We start from the raw sequence: 20,630 nt of genomic DNA, 5'->3' as shown, positions 1-20,630 counted from the left end.
GCATATGAATTCTTTATTTGCAGGCATGTCTTTTATATATAAGAACTGATATAATAAGAGTTTAATGCCATTCGCAGTATTCAGAAAAGTTAAACAAAATGTTTTTGAAGGAAGTTACTCATTTTATACCGTATAATTATATTCATATTTAGGTATTAAGGAGTGGTAAATTGGAAAAGTTGATGGATAAGTTAATTTGTTTGTATGATGATATCGATAATGATCATGCGGATAATGAACAACTCAAGTTAATGGATGAAATGCTTCGTCGTATAAGAGAATTAAAGCAGAAAAACGAAAAATTACAGGCTCAAGTGGATACGTACGAAGATTTGATTGTAAGATTAATTAAAGACTGTTAAGTGGTCATTCTTGCTCACCAATCAAGCTTAAGCATAAACCCCCCGGAACCCAGAGCCCAGGGGGTTGTGAAGGCAACCAATCATACCAAAACGGCGCACAACAATGATCATAGTATAATACCGTTGTTTTTTAAGAGAACGGAAATTATGGTTGTATGCATGAACAGCTGGTTTTATTCTCATATCTCCAAGGTGATTAATAAGATGTATGACTGCCTATCTTGGCGAATCTTTATACTTGAATTTGAAGTCAAAAAGGATTCATTTGTTGATCTTTAGTATCCCTGCCCTTGCTTCTTGATTATTTCCGTCTCAAATAACTTGCCCCAACAATTTATTACTATGGGAGTAATACAATTTTCCCCAATTTTCCTGATTCTTTAAAATAAGCCTGGGCTTCCCTCGCTTTTTCCAGAGGAAATGTACGATCAATTACGGGCTTAATTCTTCCTTTTGAAATTTCTTTTAACATTTGTTTGAATTCTGCTCTTGTACCTAAAACAGAGCCATACAGGGTGATGTGTTTTAAGTACATGGTTCTAAAATCAAGTTCTGTCTTTTGACCACCCGCAGAGCCGGATGTACAAAATTTCCCGCCTTTTTTCAATACTTGGAGGGAAGTGAAGAACAGTGCATCGCCCACCACGTCTAAAACAGAATCAACAGGACCGCCATTAATGTTCATAATTTCATCGGCTAATTGATCTAATTTATAAGATAGTACATGAGTTGCCCCCAAATCCTTCAACTTTTCCTCTAAAGCCATGTCCCCAACAATTGCTATAACGTTTGCACCAAATACTTTAGAAGCGATTTGTACGTTTAGAGATCCTACCCCGCCATTTGCCCCCGTTACCATAACCGTACTTCCGGGGTGTGGTTGAATTTGTTCAACCATATGCCAAGCAGTCATACCACTGACTGAAAAAACAGCGCTCTCTGTGTAGTTTGAGAGAGGCATATCAAAACATAACTCAGATGGCCACACGACATACTCCGCATAACCGCCGTCATATTCGGATCCAATAAAGGACATATCTTCAGATACATGCTCCGTCCCTTCTTCCCCGCTTGAAGTAAACGGGAATAGAACAACATCCTTCCCTACCATATCATCTTTTACACCATTGCCTTTATCAATAACGGTCCCAGCGATATCGGATCCCGGAATTCTAGGGAATTGAACTCCCTCTGGCCGCCAGCCTGATTTTGAGCCTGTTCCGTATGCCCCTTCTCTCATCCAAATTTCTGTATTATTAATCGCGCAGGCCTTTACCTTAACTAGAACTTCATTTTCTTTAGGTTGTGGAATGGGCTTCTCCACAACTTCTAACTTGTCAATGTCTCCGTAACCGGTCACTTGTACAGCTTTCATCTAAGCTCCCCTTCCTGATGCTAAGTTGCGAATGTGATTGTCATCTATGCTCATTTTATACCTAATCCACATATTAATTCTCCTTCCTCAGCATAACGAAAGGGCTATGGAAATCAAGGAATCAGCTTGTAAGAATTCCTGTTATACAAGCGCTTGGGCATTGAATATAAAAAAACCTCGAGGCTTAGAGCCCCAAGGGTTTTAAGGTTTAATACGTTTGCAGATATTGCTCTCTTTCCCACGGATGAACCTGTGTGCGGAACATATCCCATTCGATTTCCTTTGCTTCAATGAAGTGTTCGAAAAGGTGCTCTCCAAGAGCTTCCACCATGATCGAATCTTTTTGCAGCTCTACAAGGGCATCGTAAAGGGTTGCGGGCAGATCTTTCACACCGTGCGCTTCCCGTTCTTTTTTGTCCATGACATAGATGTTGCGATCAACCGGAGCCGGTGCTTCCAGCTTATTCTTCACCCCATCGAGGCCAGCGGACAACAGGACTGCCATTGCCATATAAGGGTTTGCGGATGGGTCGACGCTCCTCACTTCAATTCGCGTGCTCAACCCACGGGATGTAGGTACGCGGACGAGGGGACTGCGGTTTTGTCCGGACCAAGCAACGTAGCAAGGTGCCTCATAGCCAGGAACGAGACGCTTATAGGAGTTTACAGTAGGGTTCGTCACAGCAGTAAAGCTGGTCGCGTGCTTGATGATCCCTGCTGTAAATTGATAAGCGACTTCTGATAACTGGTCTTTTCCGTTTTCGTCGAAGAAGGCATTCCCCTTCTCATTAAACAAAGACATGTTTGCGTGCATACCGGATCCGTTCACGCCGAAGAGCGGCTTAGGCATGAAGGTAGCGTGAAGACCGTGCTTACGCGCAATGGTTTTTACTGCCAATTTAAATGTCTGGATATCGTCACAATGCTTCAGGGCATCGGAATAACGGAAATCAATTTCGTGCTGCCCGGGAGCAACTTCGTGGTGGGATGCTTCAATCTCAAATCCCATTTCTTCCAGCTCTAAGACGATATCACGACGGCAGTTTTCACCGAGATCGGTCGGTGCTAAATCGAAATACCCGCCTTTGTCGTTCAATTCCATCGTCGGTTCGCCTTTTTCATCTAATTTGAAAAGGAAGAATTCCGGCTCTGTACCGATATTAAAAGCGGAGAATCCAAGTTCTTCCATCTTCTTGAGGTTGCGCTTTAAGTTGTAACGCGGGCAACCTTCAAAAGGAGTCTGATCTGGGTTGTAAATATCACAGATGAATCGTGCCACTTTGCCTTTTTCTGAAGACCATGGGAAAACGACGAATGTATCGATGTCAGGTACAAGATACATATCGGATTCCTCGATCCGAACGAATCCTTCAATGGAGGAACCGTCGAACATCATCATGCCGTCCAGCGCTTTGTCCAGCTGGCTCAGTGGAATTTCTACGTTTTTGATCGTACCGAGCATATCCGTAAACTGGAGACGGATAAACCGTACGTTTTCTTCATCGATTTTTTTGTAAATTTCTTCTTTTGTTAAACCCATTGGATTTCCCCCTTGAAACGATTAATGAAAGAACCGGGACATTTCTCCCTGTCTGATTCCTAGCTTGCCTTGTCTTCCCGATGTGAATAGTTCTTGCTGCAGCATACGACGAAGCTCTTTCTCAGTCAGTTCATTATGGACTTCCTTCACTTCTTCTTCATTATATGCTTCATTCTCAGGCTTCTCTTCAAGCTTGAGAACTTTCTTGATCCCCGCCATGTTAACCCCTTGGTCGATGAGGTCCTTGATTTCAAGCAACCGGTCGACATCATTAAAGGAGTATATGCGGCGATTCCCCTCCGACCTGGCCGGATTGATCAGCTTATGCTGCTCATAGTACCGGATCTGCCTCGCAGTCAGATCAGTAAGAGATTGAACAATCCCCATTGGGAACAACGGCATGGAACGACGAATTTCATCACTCATCGATGTGCCCTCCTCCCATAAGAATGATACCTTCATTATACGATACGCAAGGTATATGTCAACATATGTGAGAAATGTTTACACATTAATGTTCCCAATGCTTTGGAAATGCTTTCACACTTTCACCATGCCTTCAGATATAAGCTGGTCCACAGCCTTTTGCACAGCAATTTTCACATGGGCATATGTTAGTCCTCCTTGGACAAATGCTGTGTATGGTGGACGGATCGGTCCGTCTGCTGTAAGTTCGAGACTCGCCCCTTGAATAAAGGTTCCGGCAGCCATAATCACCGGATCTTCATACCCCGGCATAGGACTTGGTTCCGGACGGACATGGGAATTGACAGGAGAAGCTTGTTGAATCGTTTGACAGAACCGTATCATTTGATCGGCTGTATCAAAACTAACCGATTGGATCAAGTCCGTCCTGCGGGCATCGAAGGATGGGTTTGTACGGAAACCAAGCTCTGCAAGGAACTTGGCAGTGAAAACCGCTCCTTTCAACGCTTCTCCGACGACATTCGGTGCAAGGAAGATGCCTTGGTACATTTCCTGGAGCATATTCAGGCTTGCTCCCGTTTCCTTTCCAAGCCCCGGGGCTGTCAATCGATAGCTGCACTGTTCAATCAATTCTTTACGGCCTGCTATGTACCCGCCGATCCGTGCAATACCACCGCCGGGATTCTTAATTAACGAGCCGGCAATCAGATCCGCTCCCGCCTGAATCGGTTCTTCCCGTTCTACGAATTCTCCGTAGCAATTATCTACAAATACAACGACATCAGGTTTGATGCTTCGCACGTGTTCAATGATGGACCGGATTTCTTCGATTAGGAAAGAGGGCCGGTCCTCATACCCTTTGGAACGCTGGATAGCGACTACTTTTGTATTGGAATGGATCGCGGCTCTTATGCCTTCTCTGTCAAAAGAACCATCCGCCTGAAGCGGCACGGATTTGTATCCGATCCCAAAATCACGGAGCGAACCTTTATCCGTTCCATCCGGACGGCCAATCACTTCATGCAGCGTATCATATGGTTCCCCGGAAATATAAAGCAGTTCATCCTGAGGGCGAAGAACGCCGAACAAGGCGGTCGTTATGGCGTGGGTGCCCGATATGAGTTGAGGCCGCACCAGTGCGTCTTCTGCTTGAAAAATGGCCGCATAGAGCGCTTCGAGGGTGTCACGTCCGAAATCATCATATCCATACCCTGTCGTCGGATGAAAATGGGAATCGCTGACGCGAAGTTCCTGAAAGGCACGAAGCACTTTTTCTTGGTTGTATTCTACAGTGCTTTGAATAGCTTGGTGCTGCAGTTTAATGGTATCTTCTGTTCTTTGTTTCACTTCTTGTACATTCATGTTGACAACTTCCTTACATTATAATATCTGATGTTTTAAAGGGTGATCCGGATCAATGAAGCCGTGGAGCGCATACCCTTCCTGATCTTCCTTGAACAGCATGGATGTAACGATACTGGAAGAGCGGAATCGCTGCAGACGTTTTCCATCTGAAGCGGGTATAAACACATCATATTCCACCCAGTCTTCCTTCCATGTATCTTCCACTTTATGAAGCACACGCTTCAAATCGATCGGGTCGTGGACACTGACCGTCAAGGAAGGGTGGCTCGGCGGAATGAAGTCTCCAGTAAGGAGATCTTTTTTATTATATACGGTGACCATCGGCAGCCGCGAAGCCCCCAGTTCTTCCAACAGCTTTCTAACCGTTTTTTCCTGCTGGATATGATCAGGATGAGAGGCATCTACCATGTGCAGAACGAAATCCGCCTCTGTCACCTCTTCCAAGGTGGAACGGAAGGCTGCAATGAGCGTTGTTGGCAGATCCTGAATGAACCCGACTGTATCCGATAAAAGCACACGGAAACCGGATGGGAGGTTCAACTGCCTCGTCAGCGGATCGAGCGTCGCAAACAGTAGATCTTCTTCAAACGACTGGCTTTCTGTCACTCTATTGAAGAAAGTGGACTTCCCCGCATTGGTGTATCCGACAATCGCAATTTGATAGGCACGATTTTCCTTGCGGCGTTTGCGGTACTGCTCCCGTTGTCGTACGACTGTGTCAAGCCTGACTTTAATGTCGTCAATCCGGCGTTGGATATGGCGCCGATCCGTTTCCAACTTCGTTTCTCCCGGCCCACGCGTCCCGATCCCTCCACCGAGACGGGACAGAGCCGTACCTTGACCAGCGAGTCTCGGAAGCAGATATTGCAACTGAGCGAGTTCCACCTGCAACTTCCCTTCCTTCGTTCGGGCACGCCCGGCGAAAATGTCCAGAATGAGCTGGCTGCGGTCAATAACACGACGCTCCACCCGATCGGATATGTTCCTTAACTGACCAGGTGAAAGTTCATCATTGAATATAATTAACTCCGCTTCGGCAGCTTCTGCCTCCAGCTTAATTTCTTCCAATTTCCCTTGCCCCAGATAAGTAGCCGGGTGAACCCGGTCCCTGCTCTGGGTGATGATTTTACAGACTTCTCCACCTGCCGTCTCGGTCAGAGATTGAAGCTCCTGAAGGGAAGACTGAAACCGTTCTTCGTCCGCCCGCGGGTCTTTTCTTGCAACTAAAATCGCTGTCTCTTTCATGCTTTCACCTTCTTTTCTCTATCTATCCCCATCCATCATAACAAAAAGCAGGACCGAATACATGTTTCCCGTAAACTAGTCAATAAAATGAGCTGAAGCATCGAAACAAAAATCAGACGCACCTAAAGTCATCAACGTTTCCTTTTTGTAATCCGTTCCGTTGATGACACGCCACGCCTGCTTCCTGATCGCATCTTCTATCATGTTCCTGACGTAGCGGGCGTTCGAGAAATTTCTCTTTCGTTCGCGGCATACCAGCCGCAGGTGCTGGGAAAGCTTCCTTTCTGCATCGCGAGTCATTCGATAATCGCGGTCCTTGATCATTCCGGAAGCAATCATGGCAAGCTCCTCCGGTTGATAATTCTCGAAAGGCAGCTGAATAGGAAACCTGGAAGCAAGACCCGGGTTTATTGTCAGAAAATCTTCCATTTCTTCCGGATAACCGGCAAGAATGATAATTAACTTATCATGGTGATCTTCCATGCACTTGACCAACGTGTCGATCGCTTCCTTCCCAAAATCCTTTTCTCCCCCGCGCGCAAGAGAATAAGCCTCATCGATAAACAGCACCCCGCCCAGCGCTTTATGAATTAAGTCTTTCGTTTTCTGAGCCGTATGCCCGATATATTCACCGACGAGATCACTTCGATCCGCCTCAATGAAATGCCCTTTTTCGAGAACATCGATTTCATTAAAAAGAGCAGCTACCATCCTGGCCACCGTTGTTTTCCCAGTACCGGGGTTCCCTTTAAACACCATGTGGAGCACTTGGGCACTAGCCTTTAACCCTTCCGCTTCCCTTTTCTTCGCAATCAACACCTGGGCATAAATCTCCTTCACTCTCCGCTTCAGATCTTCCATGCCGATAATAGAGGCGAAATACTCATCAATTCTATGGAAGAGAGGGACGGACTTCTCCACCCTTTTCCCCTTACCAACCGGAACCGTTCTATCTTTTGATTCATGAAGGACGATATTGATCGTGCCGGGTTTCGCTGTTTTCGCTTGCGGTTGCACATGGATCCCTCCTCAATTCCCTTCATCATACGCATCGAAGGAATCCCCTGTGACAAACGCCCAGGAAAAGAAAGCGGGTACCCCGCAATTACCGGGATACCCGCTTTCTGTAACGTTCGAATTTGAAAAGGGTATTACTCTTTATCCAATGAAATGTTCTTGAGCGGAGCGAAGGTGGAAATCGCATGCTTAAAGATAAGCTGCTGCTTCCCTTCCGTCTCCAGAAGCACGGTAAAGTTATCGAACGCTTTCACTACACCTCTCAATTGGAAACCGTTGAGCAGAAAGACGGTCACCTGCATACGTTCTTTTCTTAGTTGGTTTAAATAGTTATCTTGGATATTTACTGTTTGAGCCATGGATCTTCCTCCTCTTTTCTATCTATACTAGTACGTTTCTACGTATTATCGGATCTTTCCTGCTAAATCGGCTAAAATTGTTTCAAATTTCTCTTCGTACGTCTCCGGTGATACTTCATACCAGCAAACGTCCATTTTGTTTTTAAAATAGGTGTATTGCCGTTTAGCGTAACGTCTGGAATTTCTCTTCAGAATGGCAACCGCATCTTCCAGGGTGCCTTCTCCTTTAAGATATGGAAGGAGCTCTTTGTAGCCGATGGCTTTCATGGATTGAGAATCTTCCAGCCCGTCCTCGAAGAGAGTGCGCACTTCATCAAGAAGCCCTGATGCGATCATGGTATCTACACGTTCATCGATTCTTTGATAAAGACAGGACCTTTCCATTTCGAGTCCAATGAGGAATGGATCAAAAGGAGACTCAGATGCCTGGTTTTGTTGATATTCACTCATCGTCCTCCCTGTTGTTTCATAGAGCTCCAGACCTCTGAGCACCCGGCGCACGTTGTTCGGATGAACAGAAGCTGCATGCGTAGGATCGATTTCTTCCAACCGCTTGTACATATTTTCTTTCCCATTAGCCTCCAACTCCTGTTCGAGTCGTTCCATAACTTCCGGATTTTTCTTTTCCTCTGCAAAATTGAAATCATAAAGCGTTGCTTGTATGTACAGACCCGTCCCACCTACGAGCACAGGAAGCTTTCCACGATTAGTGATGGCATGGATTAAGCCATGGACTCTCTCCTGGAATTCCGCCACGGAGAAGCTTTCCTCCGGACCTTTGATATCAATCATATGGTGCGGGATACCTTCCATCTCGTCTTTCGTCACTTTGGCGGTACCGATATCCATCGTCCGGTAAATCTGCATGGAATCACCACTGATCACCTCTCCGTCGAAACGCTTCGCAATCCGCACTCCAAGGTTCGATTTTCCGACGGCTGTCGGGCCAACCACTGATATTACTTTCGGTTTCAAGCCATTACCTCCTAAACAAAGCTGATACCTATTATACAGGAATCCCTACAGAATCATACCTCACGAGCCAAACTAACGGATTTCGTTACCCAAACCAACGAGTTCCGTTAGTAATATTCAAAATATTCGTTAGTTTCACTATCGCATCTCGTTAGTATGTGTTATAGTATAGGAAAGGAGGCGACTGAATTGGTCCATAAAAGGATTCGTTCGCTTAGAAAGGAAAGACGATTAACGCAGTCGATGCTTGCTGAAAAAGTCGGTGTATCCCCTCAAGTCGTATCAAATTGGGAACGCAATTATACTTCTCCTGATCTGGATGATCTGACGAAGATCGCCAACGCTCTTCATACTACCGCTGATTACCTGCTTGGCTTAAGTGATGAGCAGGAAGATGAAATGCGTGAGATCAAGCAGCTGCTCGAAACGAAAGGTTATAACAAACCCGTTTTCTTTGATAAGAGCGCCTGGTTCGGTATTCAACCGGATGATATTAAACAGATTGATAATTATTTCCGGTTCCTTCTCCAACAAAAAAATATATCCTAACCCTCCCCTACGGGAGCTTAACGAGCTAATCGACAAAATAATGATCGTAATTATATTATGTAAACAAAATAACCCCAAAAGAAGCTTCTATTCCAGAAGCTTCTTTTGGGGTTATTTCTTAACAATTGAAACGATCACATAACACGTTTGAACATTTTCTCCATTTCATATTCTGAGAAAAAAACAATAATCGGCCGGCCGTGCGGACACGTAAATGGATCCGTGGAATTACGGAGATCCTCCAGCAGACGGAACATATCTTCCTGGTTCAAATAATGATTTGCTTTAATGGATCGTTTGCAGGACATTAGTATTGCCGCTTCTTCACGAAGTTTGAGAATATCAATTCTCTCTTCGGTGATCAGCTGTTGGATCATTTCATCAATGATCTCCTCTTCAAATCCTTTCGGAAACCAGATTGGATGGCTGCGGATAATGTAACTGGTTTCTCCGAATGATTCAAAGAAAAGACCTGCTTTCTCTAATTCTTCTTTATGTTCTTCCAGGCGCAGCGACTCCTGCCTTGAAAAATCAAACGTCATCGGGACGAGGAGTTCCTGTACTTCATGCTCCACTTCCGCTAACTTATCACGAAAGAATTCATACTTGATCCGCTCCTGAGCTGCGTGCTGATCGACGATATACATACCCTCTTCATTCTGAGCCAATATATATGTCCCGTGGAGCTGACCAATCGGATACATGGTCGGCACCCTTTTCTTTGGCTGTGACTCCTCTTCTTTCATCCTCGTTAAATCGACGGAGGGGACAGTCCGTTCTTCTTTGCCGAACGGCTCTTCCATTTCTTTCAAAAGGACGTCCTGCCGGGCAGTATAATTGTCCACCCGTCGTTCGAAAGGTGCGTCTGCTTCAATCAGCTGGCCGATTGTTTCCTCCTGGTGCTTATGCGCTTCCTCTTTTTTCGTTTCATAAAGCTCCATAGAGGTCTGTGTAGACTTTAATTTCTCCGGTTTTTCTTTCTTTTCTTCCACCTCAGGAATAAGCGTCTGCTTTCGAAACGCCTGCCTGATCGTATCCTCAAGCAGGCCGAACAATTCTTTTTCTTTACTGAAACGAACTTCCAGCTTCGACGGATGTACGTTCACGTCCACAAGAATCGGATCCATATCGATGTTTAAAACGACAATAGGGCTTTTACCAATCGGAAGAAGCGTGTGATAGCCTTGAAGGACTGCTTTATTCAAGGGTATGCTTCTGATAAAACGACCGTTGATGATTGTAGACATATAGTTTCTGGATGCGCGGTAAACTTCCGGTTTAGCAATAAAGCCGGTGATTTTAAAGTCTGCATTTTCCGCTTCGATTGCTACCATTTTCCTTGCAACGTTCATCCCGTAAATGTTGGCAACCACCTGAAGGAGGTCTCCCCGGCCGTTCGTTTTAAAAATCTGCTTTTCATTATGGACGCAGAGTATCTGGACTTCTGGATGAGCGAGAGCCACCCGGTTGAGGATATCTGTGACATGCCCCAGTTCCGTATGAATCGTCTTCATATACTTCAGCCTTGCAGGCGTATTATAAAAAAGTTCATCTACCGTGATATCCGTCCCTTTTCTGGCATCACTTTTCGTTTTGGAAAGGAGCTTTCCCCCTTCAAGAGTCAGTTTCGTCCCGGCCGCGTCGCCGGTGGAAGTCTGTACCGTCAGACGGCTGACCGCCGCAATACTGGCAAGGGCCTCTCCCCGGAAGCCGAGGGTACGGACATGGAACAGATCATTTTCATCCTTGATCTTACTCGTAGCATGACGAAGGAATGCCCTCTCACAGTCCTCCTCCTCCATACCGGAACCGTCATCAGTGATCCGAATACGCTCAAGCCCTGCTTCAAGCAGTTCGACTTTAATCCATGATGCACCGGCATCAATGCTGTTTTCTATTAACTCCTTTACAACAGAGGCGGGCCGTTCAACAACTTCCCCTGCCGCTATTTTGTTGGCTAAATGGTCCGGCATAAGGCGTATACGCGCCATCTCTGTGTCCCCCTTACTTCTTCAGTTCTTTCTGAAGGCTGTATAATTCGTTCATGGCCTCCATCGGCGTCATTTCCATTAAATCAAGAGCTTTCAGCCGTTTTTCTATCACGGAGGAAGACTTCTTCTTCTCTTCCTTCTGTTTTGTCTCCTCAACAAATAGACTGAGTTGTTGTTCCTCCTCCAGACTGGCAGCTGCTTCTACAGACGAAGGCTCTTCCGTATGACTGCCGTTCTCCAGCTGGTGCAGCAGTTCTGTCGCCCGGCCGATCAAAGGCTCCGGTAGGTTCGCGAGCTTAGCTACGTGGATACCATAACTTTCATCCGCTGGTCCTTCTTTTATCTGGTGAAGGAAAATAACATTTCCCTCATATTCCTCTGCACGAACGTGTACATTCTTCAGCCGCTTCAGTGGATTCTCAAGTGATGTAAGCTCATGATAATGCGTAGAAAACAGCGTCTTCGCTTTAATATCATGGTGGATATATTCAACGATTGCCTGAGCAAGAGCCATTCCGTCGTAGGTGCTCGTCCCTCTTCCTATTTCATCAAGCAGAATCATGCTGTTTTCCGTGGCATGACTGATGGCATGATTGGCTTCCAGCATTTCCACCATGAACGTACTATGACCGGAAACAAGGTCGTCCGCCGCACCAATTCTTGTGAATATTTGATCAAAAATCGGCATCACTGCTGATGAACAAGGGACGAAACACCCCATCTGGCCCATGATAGCCGTTAAAGCAAGCTGACGCATATACGTACTTTTACCGGACATGTTAGGACCTGTGATCAACAGGACATCCGTTTCTTCGTCCATATAAATATCGTTCGGAACAAAGGTGCTGTCCTTCATCACCTGTTCCACCACCGGATGGCGCCCTTCTCTAATGTCGACGATTCGTTCTTGTCGATATGTCGGTCGTACGTATTGAGAGGATTCAGCTACCTGTGCAAAGCCCTGAAGAACATCGATTCTGCTGATTTGTTCAGCAAGGTGCTGAAGCTTCTGGACGTAAAACTTCACTTCGTCTCTTATTTTGAGGAACAGTTCATACTCGAGTTCCACACTCTTCTCCTGGGCTTCAAGTATCATTGTTTCTTTCTCTTTCAGCTCAGGAGTAATGAATCGTTCTGCATTTGTCAATGTCTGTTTCCGTTCATATTTCCCTTCAGGAAGAAACTTAAGGTTCGCTTTTGTCACTTCAATATAGTATCCGAACACCCGGTTATAACCGATCTTAAGCGACTTGATCCCGCTCTCCTTCCGCTCTCTCTGCTCCAGCTCTGCAATCCACTGCTTACCATTTTTGGAAGCATCCCGGTAGGCATCCAGCTGTTCATGGAAACCGGACCGGATGATCCCTCCCTCCTTCACTGCGATGGGAGGATCTTCTGCGATGCTTTCTTCAAGAAGATGACGGAGGTCTTTAAGTGGATCAATCTTTTCATAAAGCCTATGGATGGAACCGTGTGTAAAACGGGACAATGTTGATAAAATATCCGGAATTTTCTGCAAGGAGTTACGGAGTTGAATCAAATCTCTTGCGTTGACGTTCCCATAAGCAACTCTTCCTGCAAGACGCTCCAGATCGTACACGTTTGTTAATTCGTCGCGAAGTGTTTCTCTTTCAATAAACTGATCAAGGAAACCCTCCACCTGATCATGGCGGTCCGCAATGGCGTCAGCAGACAGAAGCGGACGTTCCATCCACTTCTTTAACATTCTCGCACCCATGGAAGTAATCGTCTTATCCACCACGGAAAGGAGGCTTCCTGCTTTCCCTTGTTTGCGGATCGTTTCCAAAAGTTCCAGGTTCCGCTTCGAATACATATCAAGCGTCATGTATTGTTTCAATTCGATGATTTGAAGAGGCTGAAGGTGATCCAGCGCCCGCTTCTGGGTATGCTGGATATAATTCAAAAGACGTCCGAATCCAAATATTAATTTTTCTTCCCTTACACCTTCTACCAGCTGTCGAAACGGCGGACTGATCGATGCATCGTCCTGATGGGATACCGTATACCCTAAGCGGTCGGAGAGTACAGACTGGTGGGCGGCATCAAAGTCGGAAGCTACGACCACTTCTTTAACGGGACGGTTGTATAACTCACTTAGTGCGGCATCGAAACCACCCGTAACGAGTGCAGCGCTGTTCTCACCGGTCGTCAAATCGTTGTAACTGACGACATAAGATCCGTCATCAAATGAACTTAGAGCAGCTACATAGTTATTTTCCTTCTCTTCCAGCATACTCCCTTCCATGACCGTCCCGGGAGTGATCAATTGAACGACTTCCCGTTTGACGACGCCTTTAGCGGCTTTCGGATCTTCCACCTGCTCACAGATGGCCACCTTGTACCCTTTCTCAACAAGCTGTTTTATGTAATTTTCAGCAGAATGATAAGGAACTCCGCACATCGGAATCCGGTCGCTGGACCCTCCATCCCTGCTCGTAAGCGTTATCTCGAGTTCCTTCGATGCCTGAATGGCATCCTCAAAGAACATTTCATAAAAATCTCCTAAACGAAAAAACAGAAAAGCATCCTGCTGATCTGCCTTGATCTTCAAATATTGCTGCATCATTGGTGTGTATTGTGCCATTGGTAAATCCTCCAAAACGTACGTAATTGTTCTCCACTCATTATAGCATAAGGCGCAATCCTCTCCTATAAACTTGTTCATTCCCTAAAATACAAGAAGAAGGGCTGCCGGATACACAACCCTTCTTCGTCCTAAAAAGAAAACCTCGCTGAGACAGCAAGGAATTCTATCTTCAGTCTTTCTTATCATGATGATGAGAACTGGATGATGATGGCAGGAAGTCCGTCTCGATCGCAGAGAAATCATCGGAGGACAAATCACTCTCGTAATCTTCTTTCTTATCACAGCCGTGTGGGTCAACCTTCACACAAAGCTTCGTTTCCCCAATAACATCAACGATAAATTCACGCTCGACCTCGACAATGATTTTCTGCCCTTTTGGACAAATGTTTGCTTCCAGACAGTTCGGCTGCTGCACTACTTTTGCGATTACCTCAAAGTCATCATGTATACAGTTGTCATCTTTGACGGATAGTTTAACATAATCGCAGTAACTGACGCGCTCGGTGACGACTTCTGTTTTTGTATTGTCGTTATAGGAATACCATACGTTAATATCGTAACTTCCTGATACTTCTACATGTTCTCCTTTCTTCTTAGCATTGTAGATGTGATTGATGACCCAGCATCCGAGAATACTGGTCGGGCGGTGTGAGGGGCTGATGGTGTGCGTAGATTCTGTGAACTTTTTCCCTTTTCCAATGACGGCCTTTGTGATGATTTCTCTGTAATCTCTTTCGAAATAAGACATAGGGTTTTCACTCCTCCTTATTCTACCAACCATTCTATGCAGGGGTTGGGCGAATAGTTACTTGCAGGGCAAAGGTCTAAGGACGTGTTTAATTCATTCTATGCACTAGCCCATAAAATTGTACGAAAAAAATCCGCCAGAGGGGAAAACCCTCTGACGGAAGTGTATGCATTAATGACTGCAGCCATGACTATCTTTGTTCGCTGATCCGGTTTTGCCTTCCAGTACGTCTCCGCCGGTGGATCGAATGACTTCATTCGTAACTTCCCGGGATATGGTGTTGGAGACCATTTGGAGAATATCATTGATGACGGTCTGCGAATCTTTAAACTCCGCCACCACCGGAATAGCATCCAGTTCATCCTGAAGACGATCAATTTCTCCTTCTATTTTCTGAAGGGCTTCGCTTTTTCCGTAAGCTTGGAAATTGACGGCCTGCTTCTGTAATGCTTTGATCTTTTTAATGTGAGCCTGTACTTTAAGGTTCTCATTCAACTTAGCTTCCAGCTGCTTAAAACGATCAATTTCATCTATTTCAGCCATCATTTTAGCCAATTTTTTTGCTTCGTCAACTACTTGCTGCCTTGTGTATTGTGCCATTCATTTCACCTCTACTTTTTCTGCAATCATTTCTCCGTCCAGGGACCATGTTTTGGCCTTGACGACTCTCACAGGAATGATCTGTCCAATGACCTCACGCGGTGCCCGGACATTGACAAGTTTATTACGTTTCGTATACCCAGCAAGGACCTCCGGGTTATTTTTACTTTCTCCCTCTATCAGAACGTCGACAATTTCCCCTTCATACGTCTTCATCGCCTCTGCCGACTGCTTGTTCACAATCTTGTTGAGACGTTGAAGCCTGTCTTTCTTCTCTTCCATGGATACATTGTCTTCCATCCTAGCAGCCGGCGTATTTTCCCGAGGGGAATAGATGAACGTGTAGGCTGCTTCGAACCCGACTTCCTCGACAAGGGAGAGCGTATCCCGGAACTGCTCTTCCGTTTCATTTGGAAAGCCGACAATTATATCGGTCGTAAGCGTCGCATCCGGCATAGCCGCACGTATGTTGCGAACGAGCTCCATGTAGTCTTCCCTGGAATACTTTCTACCCATGATTTTTAGAATTTCGGTATTCCCCGACTGTACGGGCAGGTGAATATGATCGAGCATATTTCCGCCTTTAGCAAGGACTTCAATTAATCGCTCATCAAAATCCCTCGGGTGAGACGTAGTGAATCTAATACGCGGAATGTCAATCGCCCTGAGTTCATCCATCAAGTCTCCGAGTCCGTATCCCCCATCCAGATCTTTCCCATAAGCGTTCACGTTCTGACCAAGGAGAGTGATTTCCTTATACCCTTGTGCCGCAAGATGACGAACTTCCTGAATGATATCCTCCGGAAGCCTGCTCCTCTCTTTCCCACGGGTATAGGGAACAATGCAGTATGTACAGAATTTATCACATCCGTACATGATATTCACCCATGCCTTAATCCTGCCTTTACGGGAGCGGGGGAGATTTTCAATAATATCTCCCTCTTTGGACCAAACGTCGATCACCATTTCTTTGCCAAACACAGCTTCCTGGACAAGTTCAGGAAGCTTATGAATATTATGAGTCCCGAAGATTAAATCGATAAAAGGATGTTTCTTCAGAATGCGATTTACCACGGATTCTTCCTGGGACATACAGCCGCACACACCTAGAATCAGGTTAGGATTTTCTGTTTTAAGCGGTTTCAAATGACCGATCTCCCCGAACACTTTGTTCTCTGCATTCTCCCGAATGGCACACGTGTTAAGGAGGATGATATCTGCTTCTTTTGCGGTGTCCGTAGATTCATAGCCCATCGCTTCAAGGATACCCGCCATTACTTCTGTATCATGCTCGTTCATCTGACAGCCATAAGTACGAATTAAGTATTTCTTGCCTTTACCTGCTTCCATCATACCCTCAGGAATATGAAAATCATAGAGTACATCTGTATCTTTCCGCTTCCGGCGTTGGGCATCACGCATGTTAGGAGGCTGATATGTAGTTTCGAAATATTTCATGAAGTCTTCGCTTGTTTTTTGTTTCAATCGTTCCAGGTTACTGTTGGATGCCGGTTTGATCTGCGACATCTCTTTCTTCTGCTGTTCGTTCATAATGATCTCCTTTCGAACCGTACCTGCTCACTGTATCATTATATCAATTTTCCAAATAATATTTAAGCGTTATCCTTCGATTTAAGTAATTTTCCCAGAAAAAACCACCATGTTTTACCATGGTGGTCTCTTCCTCATTCAATTATACCTAGCTTCTTCCCTACTTTTTCAAAAGCATCAAGCGCCTCCTGAAGCTCTTCCTGCGAATGCTCCGCAGTCACGATCGTTCGAATTCTTCCTTTCCCTCTCTGAACGGTAGGAAAAACAATTCCCTGCGCGAAGACGCCCTCTCCGAAGAGTTCATCAGAGAACTTGTGGGTCAACGCATCATCCCCTACCATCACTGGTGTGACAGGTGTTTCACTGATTCCTGTATCAAACCCGAGTTGCTGTAAGCCTTGCTTGAAGAAGGATGTGTTATTCCACAGTTTCTCAATCAATTCCGGTTCTTCAAGAAGAACATCGATAGCTGCAGCATTAGCCGCCGTAACTGCCGGTGGATGAGACGTGCTGAACAAGAACGGGCGGCCTTTATGGATCAAGTAGTCTCGCAGCGTTTTCGTACTAGCTACATATCCGCCCAAGACACCAATCGCTTTACTTAACGTTCCTACTTGAATGTGGACACGGCCGTCCAATTTGAAATGATTGACCGTTCCTCTTCCATTATCCCCAAGCACACCACTCGCATGGGCGTCATCCACCATGACAAGCGCATCGTATTTCTCGGCAAGTTCGACGATTTCAGGAAGCGGAGCGATGTTTCCGTCCATCGAAAAGACGCCGTCCGTAACTACCAGGCGAGTGCGGTAGTTACTGCTTTGTTTCAATGCATCCTCCAACGATTCCATATCCACGTGCTTGTAGATTTTGCGGTCTGCTTTCGTCAGCCGGATTCCGTCGATGATGGAAGCGTGGTTCAATTCATCGGAGATAACGACATCATCCTTCCCGAGGATGGACGACAAGACTCCCTGGTTTGTCGTAAAACCGGATTGAAACACCAAAGCAGCTTCCGTGTGCTTAAATTCTGCAAGCTTCTTCTCGAATTCCTCGTGCATTTCGAGTGTACCTGCAATCGTACGGACAGAACCAGTGCCGACGCCGTACTTCTTATTCGCCTCATCGGCCGCACGCTTCATCTTTGGGTGGGAAGTGAGCCCGAGATAGTTATTGGAAGAAAGTTGAATGACTTCCTTACCCCTGATGGTTACCTTGGATCCTTGAGCAGACTCTAGCGGAATTAACCTCCGAAACGTTCCCTGTTCCTGCATCGCATCTAATTCTTCCTGTAAGTATTCAAAACCTTTCATCGAACATCCTCCTCCTATTTTATGGGTGTAGTACCACTTTTCCACATAACCCTTGATTCATCAAGTCGAACCCCTGCTCAAACTCTTCCAGCTTCAAATGATGGGTGATGATCGGTTTCACATCCACCTGCCCGGAATGAAGCAGTCTGGATACCTGCTGCCACGTTTCGTACATTTTTCTGCCGGTAATTCCCTGAACCTCTACCCCTTTAAAAACAACATCGTTTGTTATATCAATGCTGACTCGGTTAGTTGGGAGACTCAGAATAGATACTCTTCCGCCATTTGTCACCATTTTGAATCCCTGATCCATGGCGACAGGGTGTCCGCTCATCTCACAAACGACATCTACACCATTGCCGTCCGTCCATTCTTTCACCTTTTCTACCGGGTCGACCTTCCCCGAATCAACGACCTTCGTCGCACCCATCTTTTCGGCAAGGCCAAGTCGGTAGCCATTAAGATCAAGCGCAATCACTTGGGAAGCTCCTGCTGCTTTCGCCACTCCTACGGCCATCAACCCGATCGGCCCGCAGCCGATGACTGCTACCGTTTTTCCCGCGACCTCCCCGTTCAAAACCGTATGTACCGCATTACCCATCGGTTCTTGAATCGAAGCGATATCTACGGGCATTTCCTTCGGGTTTTTCCAAAGATTGCTTGCAGGCAGCGCTACAAATTCCGCGAAGCATCCTTGGGTATCGACTCCAATGATTTTTGTATTTTTACAGATGTGGAATTTCCCTGTCAGACACTGCGGACACTGGCCACAGACGAGATGAGTTTCAGCGCTGACGAAGTCCCCGATAGAAAAGCCGCTTACTTTACCACCAACTTCCACAATTTCACCGGAGAATTCATGACCAAACACATATGGCGGATGTACTCTGCTCGCAGACCATTCGTCCCAATTATAAATGTGAACATCGGTACCGCATATAGAGGTAGCTTTCACACGAATCAGCACTTCATCTTCGCTTATCTGAGGAATCGGCACTTCATTTAATACTGCGCCCAATCCACGTTGATGCTTTACTATAGCTTTCATCGTTCCGTTCACAGTGAACACTCCCTTACAACATAACATTTAATTAAACCTATTATAACAAGGATTATATCATGAACAAAAAAACAAACAACCCTGTTTGTCCACTGTAAAAATACAAATGACTACGTTTACAATAGAAAGGTTGTCAACACAGGGATCGTCCTGTGAATTTTTTATAAAAAAAAGACATACGCCGTGTTTGGCGTATGTCTTTCTTACTCATGAAGCGACGTTTTCATTCTACGAAAGTATTCAGTCATATGAACAATCTATCTACGATACGAAGGTGATAAGAGATTCCAGCTGCATCAGGGGACCACTAGCGAGGTTCGACAATTAACTTGATTGCCGTACGTTCCTCTTCATCAATCATAATATCAGTGAAGGCCGGGATGCAGATCAAGTCCATGCCGCTCGGGGCGACGAAACCTCTTGCTATCGCAACCGCCTTGACAGCCTGATTTAATGCTCCTGCTCCAATGGCCTGGATTTCAGCAGTTCCACGCTCTCTTACAACATTGGCAAGGGCCCCTGCTACTGAATTAGGTACGGATTTAGCTGATACTTTTAAGACTTCCATTACTAGCTCCTCCTTCAATCACTATAGTTGTTCCATAACTACTATATTCTTGGAGATGTAGAATATTACCTTTTCATTATGAATGAATTTGTCGCAAAATTCAAACAATCATTCAAAGAATGGATGGTCATCGTTAATAAGAATGCGCTTCACTTTCGTAGACATTCCCGTTTTCTCATCTACATCCACCAAAAAGGCGCTCAGTTGTGCTCTTCCCTTTTTCGGAACTTCGAAACGTACAGGAAGGTTTGTCAGAAATCGTTTCATGACTGCATCTCTATCCATACCCAATATCCCATCGTAAGGTCCGGTCATTCCAACATCGGAAATATACCCGGTTCCTTTTGGAAGAATACGTTCATCCGCCGTCTGAACGTGTGTATGGGTTCCAACACTTACGCTGATTCTGCCATCGACGTACCATCCCATCGCTTGTTTCTCACTAGTCGTTTCCGCATGAAAATCCAAAAAAATGATGGACGTTCTTTTTTTTGCTTCTTCTATCAATTCATCCACTTTGCGGAATGGATCGTCATTGGGAGCCATAAACGTCCGCCCCTGTAAGTTAATAACAGCGACTTCTCCTTTTGGTGTTTTTACGAAAGTTAATCCACGACCGGGAGTCCCTTCCGGAAAGTTGGCCGGTCGGACAAGGTAATCTGCTTCATCAATAAATTCGAAAATCTCTTTCTTGTCCCAGGCATGATTCCCCAGCGTAACTGCCTGCGCTCCTTTTTCAAGGAATCTCCGATAAATTTTTTCTGTAATGCCTTTCCCAGATGCTGCGTTCTCTCCGTTAACAATAGAAACGGCAGGCTGAAACTTCTGCTTCAATTTCGGAAGGTATTCATCCACCATTTCTCTTCCCGGTGAACCCACCACGTCTCCAATAAATAAAATTCTCATGTGCGAACCTACCTCTTTCTTCTAAAGCATTCCTTCTTCATTCCCTGATCCATGAACAGGAAACCTCTTAAA

19 protein-coding genes are annotated in these 20,630 nt (G+C 45.5%); 2 read left to right on the top strand and 17 right to left on the bottom strand.

Annotated features, from left to right (window positions below; genetic code table 11):
- The first annotated feature begins 170 nt into the window (after nt 1–170).
- On the top strand, nt 171–362 hold the full coding sequence (locus QRD89_RS09470) for a hypothetical protein (RefSeq protein ID WP_286096783.1): 192 nt from the start codon (nt 171–173) through the stop codon (nt 360–362).
- 340 nt (nt 363–702) lie between these two features.
- Here the strand turns inward: QRD89_RS09470 and QRD89_RS09465 are convergent, their stop codons facing one another.
- The 8 genes from QRD89_RS09465 to miaA all read right to left on the bottom strand — a co-directional run bounded on the left by QRD89_RS09465 (nt 703) and on the right by miaA (nt 8,664).
- Complete coding sequence (locus QRD89_RS09465; protein ID WP_286096782.1) at nt 703–1,737, bottom strand: zinc-binding dehydrogenase; 1,035 nt, start codon at nt 1,735–1,737, stop codon at nt 703–705.
- 208 nt (nt 1,738–1,945) lie between these two features.
- Nucleotides 1,946–3,277, bottom strand: coding sequence for a type I glutamate--ammonia ligase (gene glnA / locus QRD89_RS09460; RefSeq protein WP_008640365.1), 1,332 nt, complete (start codon nt 3,275–3,277; stop codon nt 1,946–1,948).
- A gap of 21 nt (nt 3,278–3,298) precedes the next feature.
- Complete coding sequence (locus tag QRD89_RS09455; RefSeq protein ID WP_008640366.1) at nt 3,299–3,703, bottom strand: MerR family transcriptional regulator; 405 nt, start codon at nt 3,701–3,703, stop codon at nt 3,299–3,301.
- 114 nt (nt 3,704–3,817) lie between these two features.
- The gene (locus QRD89_RS09450) at nt 3,818–5,065 is read right to left on the bottom strand and encodes a methionine gamma-lyase family protein (protein WP_008640367.1); all 1,248 of its coding nucleotides are present in this window, start codon (nt 5,063–5,065) and stop codon (nt 3,818–3,820) included.
- Nucleotides 5,066–5,083: 18 nt separating this feature from the next.
- The gene (gene hflX / locus QRD89_RS09445) at nt 5,084–6,313 is read right to left on the bottom strand and encodes a GTPase HflX (protein WP_008640368.1); all 1,230 of its coding nucleotides are present in this window, start codon (nt 6,311–6,313) and stop codon (nt 5,084–5,086) included.
- Between the two features lie 75 nt (nt 6,314–6,388).
- A complete protein-coding gene (locus tag QRD89_RS09440) occupies nt 6,389–7,330 on the bottom strand; it encodes an AAA family ATPase (protein ID WP_008640369.1) in 942 nt (313 codons plus the stop codon).
- Between the two features lie 134 nt (nt 7,331–7,464).
- Nucleotides 7,465–7,689, bottom strand: coding sequence for an RNA chaperone Hfq (gene hfq, locus QRD89_RS09435; protein WP_008640370.1), 225 nt, complete (start codon nt 7,687–7,689; stop codon nt 7,465–7,467).
- 45 nt (nt 7,690–7,734) lie between these two features.
- Nucleotides 7,735–8,664 carry a tRNA (adenosine(37)-N6)-dimethylallyltransferase MiaA gene (gene miaA / locus QRD89_RS09430; RefSeq protein WP_286096781.1) on the bottom strand — a complete coding sequence of 310 codons (930 nt, stop codon included), beginning with the start codon at nt 8,662–8,664 and terminating at the stop codon, nt 7,735–7,737.
- Between the two features lie 189 nt (nt 8,665–8,853).
- On the opposite strand from miaA, the gene QRD89_RS09425 reads away from it, so the two are divergent.
- Nucleotides 8,854–9,213, top strand: a complete 360-nt coding sequence (locus QRD89_RS09425; protein ID WP_286096780.1) for a helix-turn-helix domain-containing protein — start codon at nt 8,854–8,856, stop codon at nt 9,211–9,213.
- Between the two features lie 134 nt (nt 9,214–9,347).
- Here QRD89_RS09425 and mutL read toward each other — a convergent pair whose 3' ends face one another.
- The 9 genes from mutL to QRD89_RS09380 form a co-directional block, all read right to left on the bottom strand.
- Nucleotides 9,348–11,204 (bottom strand): DNA mismatch repair endonuclease MutL, encoded by a 1,857-nt coding sequence (gene mutL / locus QRD89_RS09420; RefSeq protein WP_286096779.1) that lies wholly within the window; start codon nt 11,202–11,204, stop codon nt 9,348–9,350.
- 13 nt (nt 11,205–11,217) lie between these two features.
- Entirely contained in the window at nt 11,218–13,809 is a 2,592-nt protein-coding gene (mutS, locus tag QRD89_RS09415) for a DNA mismatch repair protein MutS (RefSeq protein ID WP_008640091.1), read from the bottom strand.
- A 172-nt stretch (nt 13,810–13,981) separates the two neighbouring features.
- Nucleotides 13,982–14,560, bottom strand: a complete 579-nt coding sequence (locus QRD89_RS09410; protein WP_286096778.1) for an outer spore coat protein CotE — start codon at nt 14,558–14,560, stop codon at nt 13,982–13,984.
- A gap of 171 nt (nt 14,561–14,731) precedes the next feature.
- Nucleotides 14,732–15,160 carry a YlbF/YmcA family competence regulator gene (locus QRD89_RS09405; protein WP_008640089.1) on the bottom strand — a complete coding sequence of 143 codons (429 nt, stop codon included), beginning with the start codon at nt 15,158–15,160 and terminating at the stop codon, nt 14,732–14,734.
- Entirely contained in the window at nt 15,161–16,711 is a 1,551-nt protein-coding gene (miaB, locus tag QRD89_RS09400) for a tRNA (N6-isopentenyl adenosine(37)-C2)-methylthiotransferase MiaB (protein WP_286096777.1), read from the bottom strand.
- A 134-nt stretch (nt 16,712–16,845) separates the two neighbouring features.
- Nucleotides 16,846–18,024 carry a glycine C-acetyltransferase gene (locus QRD89_RS09395; protein ID WP_286096776.1) on the bottom strand — a complete coding sequence of 393 codons (1,179 nt, stop codon included), beginning with the start codon at nt 18,022–18,024 and terminating at the stop codon, nt 16,846–16,848.
- Between the two features lie 19 nt (nt 18,025–18,043).
- On the bottom strand, nt 18,044–19,084 hold the full coding sequence (tdh, locus tag QRD89_RS09390; protein ID WP_026577437.1) for an L-threonine 3-dehydrogenase: 1,041 nt from the start codon (nt 19,082–19,084) through the stop codon (nt 18,044–18,046).
- 307 nt (nt 19,085–19,391) lie between these two features.
- Nucleotides 19,392–19,652 carry a stage V sporulation protein S gene (locus QRD89_RS09385; protein WP_008640081.1) on the bottom strand — a complete coding sequence of 87 codons (261 nt, stop codon included), beginning with the start codon at nt 19,650–19,652 and terminating at the stop codon, nt 19,392–19,394.
- 108 nt (nt 19,653–19,760) lie between these two features.
- Nucleotides 19,761–20,558, bottom strand: a complete 798-nt coding sequence (locus QRD89_RS09380; protein WP_026577438.1) for a TIGR00282 family metallophosphoesterase — start codon at nt 20,556–20,558, stop codon at nt 19,761–19,763.
- Nucleotides 20,559–20,630: the final 72 nt, after the last annotated feature.

Origin of the sequence: Halobacillus sp. ACCC02827, from assembly GCF_030291935.1 — a bacterium.
Lineage (GTDB): Bacteria > Bacillota > Bacilli > Bacillales > Halobacillaceae > Halobacillus.
This window is presented reverse-complemented; position numbering and strand designations above follow the sequence as displayed.

Coding starts and splice junctions, on each gene's coding strand:
- QRD89_RS09465 (WP_286096782.1), bottom strand. CDS start 1,737: ATGAAAGCTGTACAAGTGACCGGTTACGGAGACATTGACAAGTTAGAA.
- glnA (WP_008640365.1), bottom strand. CDS start 3,277: ATGGGTTTAACAAAAGAAGAAATTTACAAAAAAATCGATGAAGAAAAC.
- QRD89_RS09455 (WP_008640366.1), bottom strand. CDS start 3,703: ATGAGTGATGAAATTCGTCGTTCCATGCCGTTGTTCCCAATGGGGATT.
- QRD89_RS09450 (WP_008640367.1), bottom strand. CDS start 5,065: ATGAATGTACAAGAAGTGAAACAAAGAACAGAAGATACCATTAAACTG.
- hflX (WP_008640368.1), bottom strand. CDS start 6,313: ATGAAAGAGACAGCGATTTTAGTTGCAAGAAAAGACCCGCGGGCGGAC.
- hfq (WP_008640370.1), bottom strand. CDS start 7,689: ATGGCTCAAACAGTAAATATCCAAGATAACTATTTAAACCAACTAAGA.
- mutL (WP_286096779.1), bottom strand. CDS start 11,204: ATGGCGCGTATACGCCTTATGCCGGACCATTTAGCCAACAAAATAGCG.
- mutS (WP_008640091.1), bottom strand. CDS start 13,809: ATGGCACAATACACACCAATGATGCAGCAATATTTGAAGATCAAGGCA.
- QRD89_RS09410 (WP_286096778.1), bottom strand. CDS start 14,560: ATGTCTTATTTCGAAAGAGATTACAGAGAAATCATCACAAAGGCCGTC.
- QRD89_RS09405 (WP_008640089.1), bottom strand. CDS start 15,160: ATGGCACAATACACAAGGCAGCAAGTAGTTGACGAAGCAAAAAAATTG.
- miaB (WP_286096777.1), bottom strand. CDS start 16,711: ATGAACGAACAGCAGAAGAAAGAGATGTCGCAGATCAAACCGGCATCC.
- QRD89_RS09395 (WP_286096776.1), bottom strand. CDS start 18,024: ATGAAAGGTTTTGAATACTTACAGGAAGAATTAGATGCGATGCAGGAA.
- QRD89_RS09385 (WP_008640081.1), bottom strand. CDS start 19,652: ATGGAAGTCTTAAAAGTATCAGCTAAATCCGTACCTAATTCAGTAGCA.
- QRD89_RS09380 (WP_026577438.1), bottom strand. CDS start 20,558: ATGAGAATTTTATTTATTGGAGACGTGGTGGGTTCACCGGGAAGAGAA.